11 protein-coding genes are annotated in these 14,164 nt (G+C 75.1%); 2 read left to right on the top strand and 9 right to left on the bottom strand.

Annotated elements, in window-relative coordinates; translation table 11 throughout:
* Window positions 1-6 precede the first annotated feature (6 nt).
* Window positions 7-801, bottom strand: coding sequence for a GNAT family N-acetyltransferase (locus PUR56_RS20695; RefSeq protein ID WP_380520165.1), 795 nt, complete (start codon window positions 799-801; stop codon window positions 7-9).
* Entirely contained in the window at window positions 693-2,762 is a 2,070-nt protein-coding gene (locus PUR56_RS20690) for an IucA/IucC family protein (RefSeq protein WP_443034538.1), read from the bottom strand. Before PUR56_RS20690 ends, PUR56_RS20695 begins: the two co-directional genes overlap by 109 nt.
* A 356-nt stretch (window positions 2,763-3,118) precedes the next feature.
* Here PUR56_RS20690 and PUR56_RS20685 point away from each other — a divergent pair, with 356 nt between their 5' ends.
* On the top strand, window positions 3,119-4,297 hold the full coding sequence (locus PUR56_RS20685; protein WP_329949991.1) for a trypsin-like serine peptidase: 1,179 nt from the start codon (window positions 3,119-3,121) through the stop codon (window positions 4,295-4,297).
* A 72-nt stretch (window positions 4,298-4,369) separates the two neighbouring features.
* Here PUR56_RS20685 and hflX read toward each other — a convergent pair whose 3' ends face one another.
* The 5 genes from hflX to miaA form a co-directional block, all read right to left on the bottom strand.
* A complete protein-coding gene (gene hflX, locus PUR56_RS20680) occupies window positions 4,370-5,878 on the bottom strand; it encodes a GTPase HflX (RefSeq protein ID WP_329882575.1) in 1,509 nt (502 codons plus the stop codon).
* Between the two features lie 107 nt (window positions 5,879-5,985).
* Window positions 5,986-8,442 (bottom strand): RelA/SpoT family protein, encoded by a 2,457-nt coding sequence (locus tag PUR56_RS20675; protein ID WP_329949990.1) that lies wholly within the window; start codon window positions 8,440-8,442, stop codon window positions 5,986-5,988.
* 197 nt (window positions 8,443-8,639) lie between these two features.
* Window positions 8,640-9,548, bottom strand: coding sequence for a diaminopimelate epimerase (gene dapF / locus PUR56_RS20670; protein ID WP_329949989.1), 909 nt, complete (start codon window positions 9,546-9,548; stop codon window positions 8,640-8,642).
* Between the two features lie 130 nt (window positions 9,549-9,678).
* Entirely contained in the window at window positions 9,679-10,209 is a 531-nt protein-coding gene (locus PUR56_RS20665; RefSeq protein WP_329882572.1) for a hypothetical protein, read from the bottom strand.
* 227 nt (window positions 10,210-10,436) lie between these two features.
* On the bottom strand, window positions 10,437-11,414 hold the full coding sequence (miaA, locus tag PUR56_RS20660) for a tRNA (adenosine(37)-N6)-dimethylallyltransferase MiaA (protein WP_329949988.1): 978 nt from the start codon (window positions 11,412-11,414) through the stop codon (window positions 10,437-10,439).
* Window positions 11,415-11,584: 170 nt separating this feature from the next.
* Here miaA and PUR56_RS20655 point away from each other — a divergent pair, with 170 nt between their 5' ends.
* Window positions 11,585-11,848 carry an antitoxin gene (locus tag PUR56_RS20655; protein WP_329949987.1) on the top strand — a complete coding sequence of 88 codons (264 nt, stop codon included), beginning with the start codon at window positions 11,585-11,587 and terminating at the stop codon, window positions 11,846-11,848.
* 20 nt (window positions 11,849-11,868) lie between these two features.
* Here the strand turns inward: PUR56_RS20655 and PUR56_RS20650 are convergent, their stop codons facing one another.
* On the bottom strand, window positions 11,869-12,567 hold the full coding sequence (locus PUR56_RS20650) for a class III extradiol dioxygenase subunit B-like domain-containing protein (RefSeq protein WP_329882569.1): 699 nt from the start codon (window positions 12,565-12,567) through the stop codon (window positions 11,869-11,871).
* Window positions 12,568-12,644: 77 nt separating this feature from the next.
* Window positions 12,645-14,144 (bottom strand): tRNA (N6-isopentenyl adenosine(37)-C2)-methylthiotransferase MiaB, encoded by a 1,500-nt coding sequence (miaB, locus tag PUR56_RS20645; RefSeq protein ID WP_329949986.1) that lies wholly within the window; start codon window positions 14,142-14,144, stop codon window positions 12,645-12,647.
* Window positions 14,145-14,164: the final 20 nt, after the last annotated feature.

The raw sequence follows: 14,164 nt of genomic DNA, 5'->3' as shown, positions 1-14,164 counted from the left end.
GGTGTCCTAGGCGGGATGCGTGGGTTGACGGGATGCGGGTCCGGGCGCGGGGCGGGACGCCGCGGCGTCCGGGCCGCCGGAGGTGACGGGGTGCGGGCCGTGGGACGTGACGGGGTCCGGGAGGCGGAGGGTGGGGTCCGGGAGCCGGTCGCGGACCATCAGCGCGGCGCGTTTGCCGGGCAGGTCGAGTTCGGCGGCGAGCCGGAACCCGGCCCGTTCGAAGGTCCGGACCGAGCGCCGGTTGCGGACGTCGGGTTCGGCGACCACCCGCTCGCACCGCGGACGTTCCCGCAGGACACGGGCGGCCAGCGCGGCCAGCAGGGTGGCGCCGAGGCCCCGGCCGCGGCTGGCCGCCGGGCCGAGCAGCAGGTGGAGGCCGGTGTCGTGCGGCCGGGCGGGGTAGTGCGCGGCGAGCGGGTCGAGGTCGGCCCGGTAGACCTCCCAGTAACTCATCGGGGCGTCGTCGAGCAGGCCGAGGCAGGGCACGCTGCGCCCGTCGCCGTCGAGCTGGGCCCGGACGTGCCGTTCGGTGCCCGCCTGCGGGCCGGCGAGCTCCCAGAAGGCGTCGACCTCGGGGTCGTTCATCCAGCGGACGAGCAGCGCGAGGTCGGCGGGGAGCCGGACCGGGCGGAGCCGGAACTCGCCGGCGGGGGTGGGCATGGCACCCCAGCCGGACGGGTCGTCGGGCGTCGTCACGCGCCGGCCACCGGGTTGGGGATGTCGACGTAGACGGACTGGGTGGCGACCGGGCCGACCAGTTCGTCCATGCCGTTGAGCCGGGTGAGCAGGTTGGCCTTGCAGGGCAGGGTGGGGGCGTCCAGCAGCAGCGCGGGCAGCGTGGAGCCGGTGGCGCCGGCGGCCGGTCCGGCGAGGAACCGGCGCAGCGCGGCCAGCAGCAGGGCCTCGTCGGCGAGTTGCTGGGAGCCGAGGGCGCCGATCAGGCCGAGGACGTGGTTGATGCCCAGGTAGTAGGCGAAGTGGTGGTCGATCACCTGGTCGTCGAGGAAGGTGTCGCTCTGCGCGCCGAGGCCGGGCAGCCGGGCGGTGAGCCGGTCGGCGGCGCTCTGCCGGTAGTAGTAGCCCTGGTTGTCGCGGTAGCGGCCGCCGCGCGGCCAGCCGTCGGCGTCGAGCAGGACGAGGCTGTTCTGCTGGTGCGCCTCCAGCGCGATGCCGGCCTGTCCGTCGAGCCAGAGGACGGGCAGCACGACGGCGTCCAGGTAGCGCAGGAACCATTCGGCGGCGACGGTGCGCAGCGGGCGGCCGGTGCGGGCGGCGAGGGCGCGCAGGGTGTCGCCGAGGCGGGACGGCACGGTCCCGGCGGCGCCCCCGGCGCCCCCGGTGGCCGCGGACGCCGCGGACGCCGCGGCGCCCGCGATCCCCTCGATCCCCTCGATCCCCGTGGCGGCGGTGCCGTCCGGCCGTTCGGCGACCAGCCCGGCCACGCAGTAGGCGCGGTCGGCGGGCGCGAAGGGCTGGGCGCGGAGCACGGTGTCCAGGCCGCCCGGATCGCCCAGGCCCGGGTGGTCGACGCCGATCCACGCGGGGTCGCGGACCACGTCGAAGCCGGGGTGGGCGGCCCGCCATTCGGCGCCGAGGCCGCTCTCCAGCAGCCGGTGCATCTCCAGGCCGCGGTGGAGCTCCTTGCGGAGGTTCTCCCGGCGGGAGTTGGTGATCCGCAGGCCGAGCGAGAGCTTCAGCATCCAGGGGGTGCCGGGCCGGTAGACGGTGCGGACCGAGGAGGTGGGGTACCAGGCCGCGCCGACCGGGCCGAGGTCGTGCAGCCGGCCTTCGGCGAGCAGGGCGGCGACGGCCGGGCGGTGTGCCAGTTCGCGGGCCTGCCAGGGGTGCAGCGGCAGGGCCGCGGTGCCGGGCGGCAACAGGGCGGCGTCGCCGAGGAGCCGGGCGGTGATCCGGTCGACGCTCTCGGGGAGGGCCGAGCCGGCCGCGAGGAGCTCCCGGTCGACGGCGTACCAGTGCACCTGGAAGGAGCCGTGCAGTTCCGGCGAGTAGGCGGCGCTCTGGGCGGGGCCGAGGCCGTCCCGGCTCTTCGGGGTGGGGTGCATCGGGTGGCCGAGCAGGAGGGACTGTTCGGCGGCGAGGAACCGGGAGCCCTCCGGCCCGCCGGCGGGCGGGGCGGGGGTGGTCCGGTGGTGGGTGAGGATGTCGGCGGTGCGGACCACCGAGTCGGCGACCCGGGCGGCGAGGTCGGCGATCTGTCCGGGGTCGGGCCGGTCGGCTGCCGCCGCGGCGAGCAGGGCGGCGGCGGTGACGGCGTCCACGGGGGCGTCGGCGGTGCCGGGGCCCGCGGCGAGGGTGGCCGGACCGAAGCGGTGCCAGCCGGCCGGCGACCAGTGGCGGACGGGGGCGGAGAGCCGGGCGGCGCCGCCGAGGACGGCGATCCGCAGGTGCCCGTCCGGGCCGGGGGTGGCGCCGGTCTCGCGGGCCCAGCAACGCAGCAGGGCCTCCAGGGCCGCCTGTTCGGCGGCGACGGCCGGATCCGGGTGGAGCAGCCGGTCCGCCCGGCCCTCGACCGCCGGCGCGGGCACCGGGACGGAGACCGCCGGCGCGGCGGCGGCCGGGGCGGGCACCGGCGCGGCGGCGGCCGGGGCGGGCACCGGCGCGGCGGCGGCCGGGGCGGGCACCGGCGCGGCGGCGGCCGGGGCGGGCACCGGCGCGGCGGCGGGCGCCGGAACGGCGACCGGGAGGGGCGGGGCCGTGGCGGACGGGACGTCGGGCGGTGCTCCGGTGAGGGCGGTGCTCAATGCTGCTCCTTGGGGCGCGTGGGATGCCGACGCGCGTGGGGTGGAGAGGAACTGGCGGGCGCTCGCACCGTCGCGTCAGGTAAGGGTTACCTATCCCTGACGGGTGATCACAAGAACGGCTCACTCGTCCGGGTGAAGAACGGCCGTTGTTCACCGCTCAGGGGGAGGGAGGGCCCTTCGTACCGACGAGCCGGGCGGGACCACCCCGCCGAGGCCGCCCGGTCCACGTCACAGATCGGTGACCGCCGGCCGCGCCCGGAACCCGGGGGTCGGCCGGTGCCGTCCTGATGCCCAGTGAAAGACTCCGAGGCGGCGGTGCGCCGCCCGTACGCCGAACTACCAGGGGGAAGCACACCATGCCAGTGATCCACCGGTCAGCCGTGGCCGCGGCCCTCGCCGCGGGGACCCTGCTCGCCGTCACCGCCTGCGGCCCGGACGGGCCCTCCGGCGGCGGGGGTACCGCCGCGCCGCCGCCCGCCACGGGCAGTGCCACCGCCACGGGGGGCGGCAGCGGCGCGATCGGCGGCATCACGCTCCCGACGGGTCTCCCGAGCGGCCTGCTGGAGGGCCTGCCGAAGAGCTGGGACGACCTGACGAAGTGGACCTTCGACGACTGGGACAAGTGGGCGTCCAAGAACGTCTTCAACAACCCGATCGTGAAGGACTTCTGGAACCCGGACAAGATGGGCGACTCCAAGCCGGCCGACCCGGCGCCGCCCACCGCCAAGCCGGCCGGCGACGCCGGGGTCACCGACCCCGAGCCGCCGGTGGTCAAGGCCGTGCCGGTGCCGCGCCCGTACACCAAGCAGCCCTCCGGGAAGATCTTCTTCTCCGCCGACGGCGGTCGCGGCAACTGCTCGGCCACCGTGATCGCCGACCCGGCGCACCCGGGCAGGAGCAACCTGGTCTGGACGGCCGGCCACTGCGTCCACCCGGGCAAGGGCGGCAAGTACTTCAAGGACCTGGTCTTCGTGCCGGCCTACAACAACTCCGGCGCCTCCAGCGGCGGCAAGAAGGCCCCGCTGGCCGAGCTCGCACCGCTCGGCACCTGGTGGGCGAAGGACGTGGTGACCTCGCCGCAGTGGCTGGTCGAGGGCGGCGGCACCGGCGACGCGGCCAGCCAGTACGACTTCGCGATCATGCGGGTGAGCAACCAGAACGACACCGGCAAGTCGCTGGAGGAGACGGTCGGCTCGGCCGTCCCGGTCTGGTTCGACGCCCCGCGCGACAAGGTCGCCGTCTCGGCCGTCGGCTACCCCCTCTTCAAGCCGTTCGACGGCCAGGAGCTCTACAAGTGCGAGGGCGGGAAGCCGACCCGGCTCTCCTTCGACCCGAAGCGCCCGTCGATGCTCACCATCGGCTGCAACATGACCCAGGGCTCCAGCGGCGGCGGCTGGTTCGCGCCGATGCCGGACGGCCGGACCGCCCTGGTCTCCAACACCTCGATCGGCACCCAGGACCACACCTCGCTGAGCGGGCCGTACCTGGAGACGGTCGCCAAGCAGGCGCTGGACTGGATCTCCAAGAAGAAGTAACCGGCCGTACGCCGACGGGCCCCGGTCCGCCCTCCCGAGGGAGGGCGGACCGGGGCCCGTCGGCGTACCGGATCAGCCCTGCGGCGTCAGCGCCACGGTGTAGCGCTCCAGCTCGGCGGCCAGCTCGGCCGGCACCTTGGCGTGCAGCAGCGTGCCGTCCGCGGTGTGCTCGGTGGCGATCAGCTCGCCCTCGGCGTGCACCCGGGAGACCAGGCCGCCCTGGGTGTACGGGACGAGGACGTGCACCTCGACGGCCGGGCGCGGCAGCTCGTCGTCGATGAGCTTGAGCAGCTCCTCCATGCCCTGGCCGGTGCGGGCCGACACCACGATGGCGTGCGGCTCGCGGCGCAGCAGCCGCTGGAGCACCAGCGGGTCGGCGGCGTCGGCCTTGTTGATCACCACGATCTCGGGCACGTTCTGCGCGTCGACCGAGACGACCACCTCGCGGACGGCGGCCAGCTGGGTCTCCGGCTCGGGGTGCGAGCCGTCCACCACGTGCAGGATGAGGTCGGCGTCGGCGACCTCCTCCATGGTGGAGCGGAACGCCTCGACCAGGTGGTGCGGCAGGTGCCGCACGAAGCCGACGGTGTCGGCCAGGGTGTAGACCCGGCCGCTCGGCGTCTGCGCCCGGCGCACGGTCGGGTCGAGGGTGGCGAACAGGGAGTTCTCCACCAGCACGCCCGCACCGGTGAGCCGGTTGAGCAGGGAGGACTTGCCGGCGTTGGTGTAGCCGGCGATGGCGACCGACGGCACCTGGTGGCGCCGGCGCTCCTGCCGCTTGGTGTCGCGGCCCTTCTTCATGTCGGCGATCTCCCTGCGGAGCTTCGCCATCTTCTCGCGGATCCGACGACGGTCGGTCTCGATCTTCGTCTCACCGGGACCACGGGTGGCCATGCCGCCGCCGGACGAGCCGGCGCCGCCACCACCCATCTGCCGGGAGAGCGACTGACCCCAGCCGCGCAGGCGCGGAAGCATGTACTGCATCTGCGCGAGCGAGACCTGCGCCTTGCCCTCGCGGGACTTGGCGTGCTGGGCGAAGATGTCGAGGATCAGGGCCGTCCGGTCGACGACCTTGACCTTGACCACGTCTTCCAGGTGGATCAGCTGGCCGGGGGTGAGCTCACCGTCGCAGACGACGGTGTCGGCCCCGGTCGCGGCGACGATGTCGCGCAGTTCCTTGGCCTTGCCGGAGCCGATGTAGGTGGCGGCGTCGGGCTTGTCGCGGCGCTGGATGACGCCGTCCAGCACCTCGGAGCCGGCCGTCTCGGCCAGGGCGGCGAGCTCGGCGAGCGAGTTCTCCGCCTCCTCGACGGTGCCGTCGGTCCAGACACCGACGAGCACCACGCGCTCCAGGCGGAGCTGTCGGTACTCGACCTCGGTGACGTCCTGGAGTTCGGTGGAGAGGCCGGCGACGCGGCGCAGCGCGGCACGCTCGCTGCGGTCGTACTGGTCGCCGTCGTAGTGGTGGCCGAGGTCCTCGTCGATGGCCGCGAGGTCCTCGTCCATGAGGGCTTCCGCCCGCAGACCGTCCGTGCGGCGCGGGGCGTCGGCGTGGTCGCGGGTGTCGAACGTGGAGGTCATTCTGTCCTTAGGCTGCTGGTACGGGTGGCCTGTGCGCGACCGTACGGACGGTCGTGCCCGGAGTCTGCCCAGCTGCCGCCCCGTCTACCACTCGGGCGAGGTGTGAGCTACCCCTCGGGACCGAGGGACCGGCTGAGACTCCTCTGCCCGGTGAACGCCGCGGTCCGGCCGTGAATTCCCCATGATGTTCGCACGCCCGGTGCGGACCGGTCATCCCCATTTTCCGGCGGCGCGTCGCCCGGCGAGTCCGCCGGCCCCTCCCGCACGGCCTCCCCCGGCGCCCCGCCCGCCGGGGTCCGCCCTCCGCCGCCGCCCGCCGGGGCGTGCGGACGGCTGACGTCGTACACGCCGGAGACCTTCAGCATGGCCCGGAGCACGGCGGCGAGCGAGGCCGGGTCGGGCAGCTCGACGGTGTAGGTGTGCCGGACCCGGAGTTCCTGCGGCGGCTCGACCTCGGCGGAGACGATCCCGACCCCCTCCTCCGAGATCGCCGCGGTGAGGTCGGCGAGCAGGCGGGGCCGGTTCAGCGCCTCGGCGCGCAGGGTGGCCCGGTAGCCCGCGGGCGGCGCGCCCGGCCGCCAGTCGACCTCCAGCGCACCGCGGCCGTCGGCCCGCATCCGCTCCCCCGCCGGACAGCCGGCCCGGTGCACGGCGACCGCGCCGCCCCGGATCGGGTAGCCCGCGATCGCGTCGGGCGGTACGGGGGTGCAGCAGCGCGCCAGCCGGACCGGAGCACCGGGGCGGCCGGCCACGGTGACCGGGGCGGCCGGCCGGTCGGGGGCGGCGCGGTGCGCGGGCGGCGCCGGCTGCCCGGCCGAGGGGCCGGTGCGGACCACCGGGCGGCGCGGCGGGTGGTCGGCCAGCCAGCGTTCGATGGCCAGCCGGGCCGCCGGGGTCCGGACGTGCGCCAGCCACTCGGGCGCCGGGCCGGACGGTTCGGCGCGGTGGCGGCCGGGCCCGGACGGGGCGCCGTCCTCCCGGCCGGGCGTCCCGGCGCCGTCGGGCGTCGCGGACCCGGCGGGCGCCGCGGGCTCGTCGGTGAGGATGGCCACCCGGTCGCCGTCCCGCAGGACGGTGGAGAGCGCGGTGAGCCGGCCGTTCACCCGGGCCCCGATGCAGCGGTGGCCGGTCTCCTCGCCGAGCAGGTACGCGGCGTCCACGCAGCTGGCGCCGGCCCTCAGCTGAAGCGTTTCGCCGTGCTCGGTGACGACGGTGATCTCGCGGTCCCCGGCCAGGTCGGCGGTGAGCGCGGACCAGAAGGCGTCCGGGTCCGGGGTCTCCTGCTGCCACTCCAGCAGTCGGGAGAGCCAGCCGGGCCGGGCCGGGTCGGTGCGGTCCAGTTCGTCGCCGCCCTGGTCGCCGCCGCCCGGCTGTCCGGGGTCGCCGAGCGCGACCACGCCGGTCTCGGCGACCTCGTGCATCCGCCGGGTGCGCACCAGCACCTCGACGACCTCGCCGCCGGCCAGCGCCACCGCGGTGTGCAGGGACTGGTAGAGGTTGAACTTGGGGGCGGCCACGAAGTCCTTGAACTCGCCGGGCAGCGGCGTCCAGCAGGTGTGCAGCTCGCCGAGCACGGCGTAGCAGTCGGCGTTCTCCTCGACCACCACCAGCAGGCGCCCGAAGTCGGCCGGCTGCGGCCCCTGCGGCCTGCCGTCCGGGCCGGGCGCGGCGGCCCGCTTGAGCAGGACCCGGTGCAGCGAGACGCCGTGCCGGGGGCGGACGGTGACCTCGGCGGCGATCCCGGCCTCGGCGAGCTGGCGGTCCAGGGCCCGGGCGAACGGCTCCAACAGGGTGTCCTGGCCCGCCTCGTGGCGGGTGAGCAGGGCGCGGGCGCGGGTGTGCTCCTCGGGGTGCAGGGTGGCGAAGACGATGTCCTCCAGCTCCGCCTTGAGCACCTGGATCCCGAGCCGTTCGGCCAGCGGGATCAGCACGTCCCGGGTGACCTTGGCGATCCGCACCTGGCTGGCCGGCTTCATGTGCCGGATGGTGCGCATGTTGTGCAGCCGGTCGGCCAGCTTGATCACCATGACCCGGACGTCGTCCCCGGTGGCGACCAGCATCTTGCGGAAGGTCTCGGCCTCGGCGGCGGCGCCGAAGTCGACCTTCTCCAGTTTGGTCACCCCGTCGACCAGGTAGGCGACTTCGGGCCCGAACCCGGCGCCCACCTGCTCCAGCGTCAACTCGGTGTCCTCCACGGTGTCGTGGAGCAGCGAGGCGACCAACGTGGTCGTCCCGGCACCGAGTTGGGCCAGGATCATGGTGACGGCGAGCGGGTGGGTGATGTAGGGCTCGCCGCTCTTCCGCTTCTGCCCGCGGTGGCTGGCCTCGGCCAGCCGGTAGGCGCGCCCGAGCAGGCCGAGGTCGGCCTGCGGGTGGTGCCGCCGGTGCGCCTGGACCAGCGGTTCGAGGGCGTCCGGCACCGGCGGGCGGTCGGTGGCCAGCAGCGCGGCCCGGCCGGCCCGGCCGAGGGCGGCCCGGCCCAGCCCTCCGAGGGGCCGTCTGGGCCCGGCCTGCCGTGCGGTCGTCGGCTGCCCCGCCAGGGGCTGCCCGGCTTCGATGGTCATCGGCACCTCCGGCAGCGGTCACCGGGAGCTTGGGCCGACCCGGTGGTCCATGCTACCGAGCAGAGCACGTTCCGCGATGCCCTGCTTCCCGTCCGTCATCGGTATCACCCGAACGGGGGGATTCGGCCGCATACGGATTGGGCAAACCTGCCGACCACACCGCCCGACGCGACCGGCTCCGCACTGCCGTGCGGTTGTCACCCCTCCCGTGCGGCCGTCAGACCGGGCTCCAGCTCGCCACGGGCCACGATCACCGCCGGACCGGTCTTCTCCACCCGGCCGTCCGGGTACTCCGTGATCATCAGCCGGCCGCCCAGGACGTCCACCGTGTAGGTGACGGCCTCGCCGGTGACCGCCGGGTCGACGCCGTCCCGGCGGGCGGCGGCCACCGCGACGGCGCAGGCGCCGGTGCCGCAGGAGCGGGTCTCGCCGGAGCCGCGCTCGTGCACCCGCATGGCGACGTGGCGCGGGCCCCGGTCCACCACGAACTCGACGTTGACGCCCTCCGGGTAGGCCCCCTCGGGGCTCGTCGCCGGCGCGGCCAGCAGGTCGCCGGCGTGGTCCAGGCTCTCGACGAAGGCCACCGCGTGCGGGTTGCCCATGTTCACGTTCAGGGCCGGCCAGCGCCGCTCGCCGACGGCGACCTCGATCCCGTCCGGACCGGGCAGCACCGCGCGGCCCATGTCCACGGTGACCTCGCCGGGCGTGCCGTCCTCGGCGTCCTCGGCGATCCGCACGGTCCGCACCCCGGCCCGGGTGGCCACCGCCAGCTCGCCCGGCTCGGCCAGCCCGGCCTCGACCAGGTAGCGGGCGAAGACCCGGACCCCGTTGCCGCACATCTCGCCGATCGAGCCGTCCGAGTTGCGGTAGTCCATGAACCACTCGGCCCGGTCGGCCAGGCCGGCCGCGGCCGGGTCGGCGGCGGAGCGCACCACGCGCAGCAGCCCGTCCCCGCCGATCCCCGCCCTGCGGTCGCAGAGCGCGGCGACGGCGCGCGGGCCGATGTCCAGCCGGCCGTCCGGGTCGGGGACGATGACGAAGTCGTTCTGAGTGCCGTGCCCCTTGAGGAAGGGAAGGCCGACGGGCTGAGCGGAGGAGGCGGTCACCCTCCCGATGCTACCGAGCCGGGCCGGACGGCCGCGCTCCGGTTCCACCGGGCGGACGGGCGGGCGGGGCGGACGGGCGGGGCAGCACGGGACGGACGGCGCGGACGAACCGGACGGCCGCACCCGGGCCCTACCGACCGGAGAGCCGGACCACTCGCCACAGGGCCAGCGCGCAGGCGGCCAGCACGATCAGCGTGTAGATCACGATCGACTTCCACCCGGCCCGCTCGCCGGTGCCGCGGCGCGGCAGACCCGGCCACTTGTAGCCGGCGTGCCGGGCGGCCATCGCGCCCCAGCCGACCGAGGCCGCGGTGAGCAGCAGGCCGAGCATCCCGATCATCGCCGACCCGGCCCCGGCCGAGCCGAACGCCAGCGGGAAGGCGAACATCAGCGAACCGGCGGTGGCCAGCAGGGCGATCGGCAGGGTCTGCCACCAGCGGAGCCGGCGGCGCGGGCGGATCTCACGCTCGTGCACGGCACCGGCCGGGGCGCTGTCCAGCGCCGGCAGCGCGACCGCGTAGGAGGTGGGTGCGTCGAGGCCCGGCAGGACCGGCAGATCGGGCAGCGTCGAGGCGTCGAGGCCGTCGGCCTGCGCGGTGGCGGCACGGCCGCTCCGCTGTCCGGCGCTCTGGCCGGTTTCGGGGCCGGTACCCGTCGACACGCGGCCTCCCCTGACAGTTCGACACGAGTGCGAACTCGCGGCCGGGCACGATCGGCCGCCCGGCCGATCCCTTATGGCATCGATGATGGCATGTCCAGGAGGGCGTTCCGGGCCTGACCGGGGTAGACGGGTGATCCGTGGCCATCACGTGATCCGGCCGTGACCGCCGGGTCGTCCTGCACGCCCGTCTGCGCGCGCAGCTGCACCGCCGGGTGGCCGGAAACCGCCTATCGGACGGCGGGTTCCTGACGGTCGATCAGCTCCAGCGAGCGGCCGAGCAGCTCGACCGGATCGGTGCCGGCCGGGCGGGCGAGCCAGTGGATCCGGTCGTCCCGGCGGAACCACGACTCCTGTCGCCGGGCGAACCGCTTGGTGGCCCGGACGGTCTCGGCGCGCGCCTCGTCCTCGGTGCACTCCCCCGCGAAGTGGTCCAGCACCTGCTGGTAGCCGAGGGCCCGGGAGGCCGTCCGCCCCTCCCGCAGGCCGGCCTTCTCCAGCTCCCGCACCTCGTCGAGCAGCCCGGCCTGCCACATCCGGTCCACCCGCAGGGTGATCCGCTCGTCCAGCTCGGGCCGGGGCACCGCGACGCCGATCTGCACGGCGTCGTACACGGCGGTGTTCGTCGGCAGGTTGGCGGTGAACGGCTGCCCGGTGATCTCGATGACCTCCAGCGCGCGGACGATCCGCCGGCCGTTGCCGGTCAGGATCGCCTCGGCCGCGGTGGGGTCCAGTGCGGCCAGCCGCCGGTGCAGCACGTACGGGCCGGCTTCGGCCAGTTCGGCCTCCAGCCGGGCGCGGACCTCCGGGTCGGTGCCGGGGAACTCCATCTCGTCGATCGCCGCCCGGACGTACAGCCCGGAGCCGCCGACCAGGACGGGGGTGCGGCCGGCCGCGAGCAGCCGGTCCATCACGGCCCGGGCCGACCGCTGGTACTCGGCGACGCTGGCGGCCTCGGTGACGTCCCAGATGTCCAGCAGGTGGTGCGGGATCCCGCCGCGCTCGTCCGTCGCGAGTTTGGCGGTGCCGATGTCCATGCCCCGGTAGAGCTGCATCGAGTCGGTGTTGATCACCTCGCCGCCGAGCGCGCGGGCGATGGCGACGGCCAGGTCGGACTTGCCGGCGGCGGTCGCGCCGACGACCGAGACGACGCGGGGCCGGCCGGGCTCGACGGGGCGGGCGGGCGGGGCGGTGGGGGAGCTGCTCACCGGTCAAGTCTGCCAAAAACGGCGACCCGCCGACGGCCCTCCCCGGCCGGCCCGTCCGATCGGGCGACCATATGACCGATTACCTCCGTTTTCGGCCGCGCCGGGTCCTTGCGAACGGTTCGCCCGCGACGGACGTTGTGAGGGAAACGGACGAGGAAGGGTGAGGCGCCATGGGTCTGATGGACAACCTCAAGGGCAAGGCCGGAGAGCTCAAGGACAAGGCCGGCGAGTTCGCCGGCAAGCACAGCGCGCAGATCGAGCAGGCGGTCGACAAAGCCGGCGGCGCGATCGACAAGGCCACCAAGGGCAAGTACGCCGAGAAGATCGAGCACGGCACCAGCAAGGCCAAGGGGGCGGTGGACGACTTCGCCCACAAGCCCCCGGCGTCCGGCCCCGACGCCCCCGCCGGCGGCACCCCGGGGCCGACCGTCTGACGGACGCCCCCGCCCGGAGGTCAGCTCCAGGCCGCGACCAGGTAACCCACCCCGTACGGGGCGTCCTGGTAGCCCAGCCGCCCGGTCAGGCCGGCGCCCTCCGCGGCGCCGGCCAGGACCTGCCAGGGGGCCCGTCCCTCGGCCTTCAGCTCGGCGGCCAGGTCCGCGTCCAGCGCGGCCAGCGCCGCGGTGTCCGCCGACCCCAGGGCCCGCGCCGACGCGGCGTCGAACCCCTCGGCGCGCTCGTCCAGGTAGCCGGGCGCCTTGACCGAGCGGCAGGCGCTGCCGTCCCCCATCACCAGCAGCCCGACCCGGTCGGCCAGCCCGGCCAGGCCCTGTCCCAGCCCGAGCATCCGGTCGGCGGGCGCGTCGGCGGGCACCGCACAGGCGTGGGTGGGCACGGTCACCCCGGCCCGCTGCAGCAGCCAGGCACCGACGGTCAGCGCGGGCGCCAGCTCCGGACCCTCGGCCCGGCCGCCCGGCAGCGCGGCCACCAGCGGCACGCCGTACCGGTGGAAGGAGCCGGCGCCGCCCTCGGTCCACACCTCGGGCTCGGGGCCGGTGCCGACCACCACGAGCAGGTCCGGAGCGGCGGCGAGCACCGCCGCCACCGCCTCGTCGCAGGCCGCGCGGAGCGGCTCCAGTTCGGCGGCCGCCCCGGCGGCGACCTCCGGGACGAGCAGCGGCGGGCAGGGGCAGACGGCGGCGGCAACCAGCATGTGGATCACTGTAACGAACAACGCGAGCGGCCCGGCCGGATCCGTGATCCCGCCGGGCCGCCGCGCGCGGAGCTCGCTCAGTCGCCGCAGCAGCCGCCCGCCGGGGCGGCGAGCGGCAGCGCCGCCGGGGCTCCGACGGACGGCAGGCCCAGCATCACGCCGGCCGGCTTGGCGGCCGGCCGGGCCTGGCGCTTCTCCCAGGCGTCCCCGGCCCGGGTGCGGCGCACCGCGAGGGCCGGCCCCTCGGCCAGCAGGTGGTGCGGGGCCGCGTAGGTGATCTCCACCGTGACCATGTCGCCGGGCCGGACCGGCCCCGACGGGCGGGTGAAGTGGACCAGCCGGTTGTCGGGGGCGCGGCCGGAGAGCCGGTCGGTCTTGTCGTCCTTCTTGCCCTCGCCCTCGGCGACCAGGACCTCCAGGGTGCGGCCGACCTGCTTCTTGTTCTCGTCCCAGGAGATCTCCTCCTGGAGGGCGATCAGCCGGTCGTAGCGGGCCTGGACGACGGCCTTGGGGATCTGGTCCGCCATGTCGGCCGCCGGGGTGCCGGGGCGCTTGGAGTACTGGAAGGTGAAGGCGTTGGTGAAGCGGGCCTCGCGGACCGTGTGCATGGTCTGCTCGAAGTCCTCCTCGGTCTCGCCGGGGAAGCCCACGATGATGTCGGTGGAGATGGCGGCGTCCGGCATCGCCTCCCGCACCTTGCGGATGATGCCCAGGAAGCGCTCCTGCCGGTACGAGCGGCGCATCGCCTTCAGCACGGTGTCCGAGCCCGACTGCAGCGGCATGTGCAGCTGGTGCATCACGTTCGGGGTCTCGGCCATCGCGGCGATCACGTCGTCGGTGAAGTCGCGCGGGTGCGGCGAGGTGAAGCGGATCCGCTCCAGGCCCTCGATCTGCCCGGCGGCGCGCAGCAGCTTGGAGAACGCCTCGCGGTCGCCCAGGTCGGAGCCGTAGGCGTTGACGTTCTGGCCGAGCAGGGTGACCTCGATGACGCCCTCGTCGACCAGCGCCTCGATCTCGGCGAGGACGTCGCCGGGGCGGCGGTCCTCCTCCTTGCCGCGCAGCGCCGGGACGATGCAGAAGGTGCAGGTGTTGTTGCAGCCGACCGAGATCGCGACCCACGCGGCGTACGCGGACTCGCGGCGGGTGGGCAGGGTGGAGGGGAAGGTCTCCAGCGACTCCAGGATCTCGACCTGGGCCTTGCGCTCGACCGCGGCCCGCTCCAGCAGCGCCGGCAGGTGCCCGATGTTGTGGGTGCCGAAGACCACGTCGACCCAGGGGGCCTTGCGGACGATGGTGTCGCGGTCCTTCTGGGCCAGGCAGCCGCCGACGGCGATCTGCATGCCCTTGTGACGGGTCTTGACCGGTGCCAGCTGCCCGAGGTTGCCGTACAGCTTGTTGTCGGCGTTCTCCCGGACCGCGCAGGTGTTGAAGACGACCAGGTCGGGGTCGCCCTCCTGCCCGGCCTTCACGTACCCGGCGTCCTCGAGCAGCCCGGAGAGCCGCTCGGAGTCATGGACGTTCATCTGGCAGCCGTACGTGACGACCCTGTAGCTCTTCGATCCGCTGTCACCGCTCACCCGACCAGGGTACGGGCAGC

This window comes from Streptomyces sp. BE303, from assembly GCF_036290945.1.
Taxonomy (GTDB): Bacteria; Actinomycetota; Actinomycetes; order Streptomycetales; family Streptomycetaceae; genus Kitasatospora.
The sequence above is the reverse complement of the archived record's forward strand: the minus strand, read 5'-3'. Positions and strand labels throughout refer to the sequence as shown.

What these genes read in the sequence shown, in the direction of transcription:
- PUR56_RS20685 (WP_329949991.1), top strand. Translation starts at nt 3,119, where the DNA reads ATGCCAGTGATCCACCGGTCAGCCGTGGCCGCGGCCCTCGCCGCGGGG.
- hflX (WP_329882575.1), bottom strand. Translation starts at nt 5,878, where the DNA reads ATGACCTCCACGTTCGACACCCGCGACCACGCCGACGCCCCGCGCCGC.
- PUR56_RS20675 (WP_329949990.1), bottom strand. Translation starts at nt 8,442, where the DNA reads ATGACCATCGAAGCCGGGCAGCCCCTGGCGGGGCAGCCGACGACCGCA.
- PUR56_RS20655 (WP_329949987.1), top strand. Translation starts at nt 11,585, where the DNA reads ATGGGTCTGATGGACAACCTCAAGGGCAAGGCCGGAGAGCTCAAGGAC.
- PUR56_RS20650 (WP_329882569.1), bottom strand. Translation starts at nt 12,567, where the DNA reads ATGCTGGTTGCCGCCGCCGTCTGCCCCTGCCCGCCGCTGCTCGTCCCG.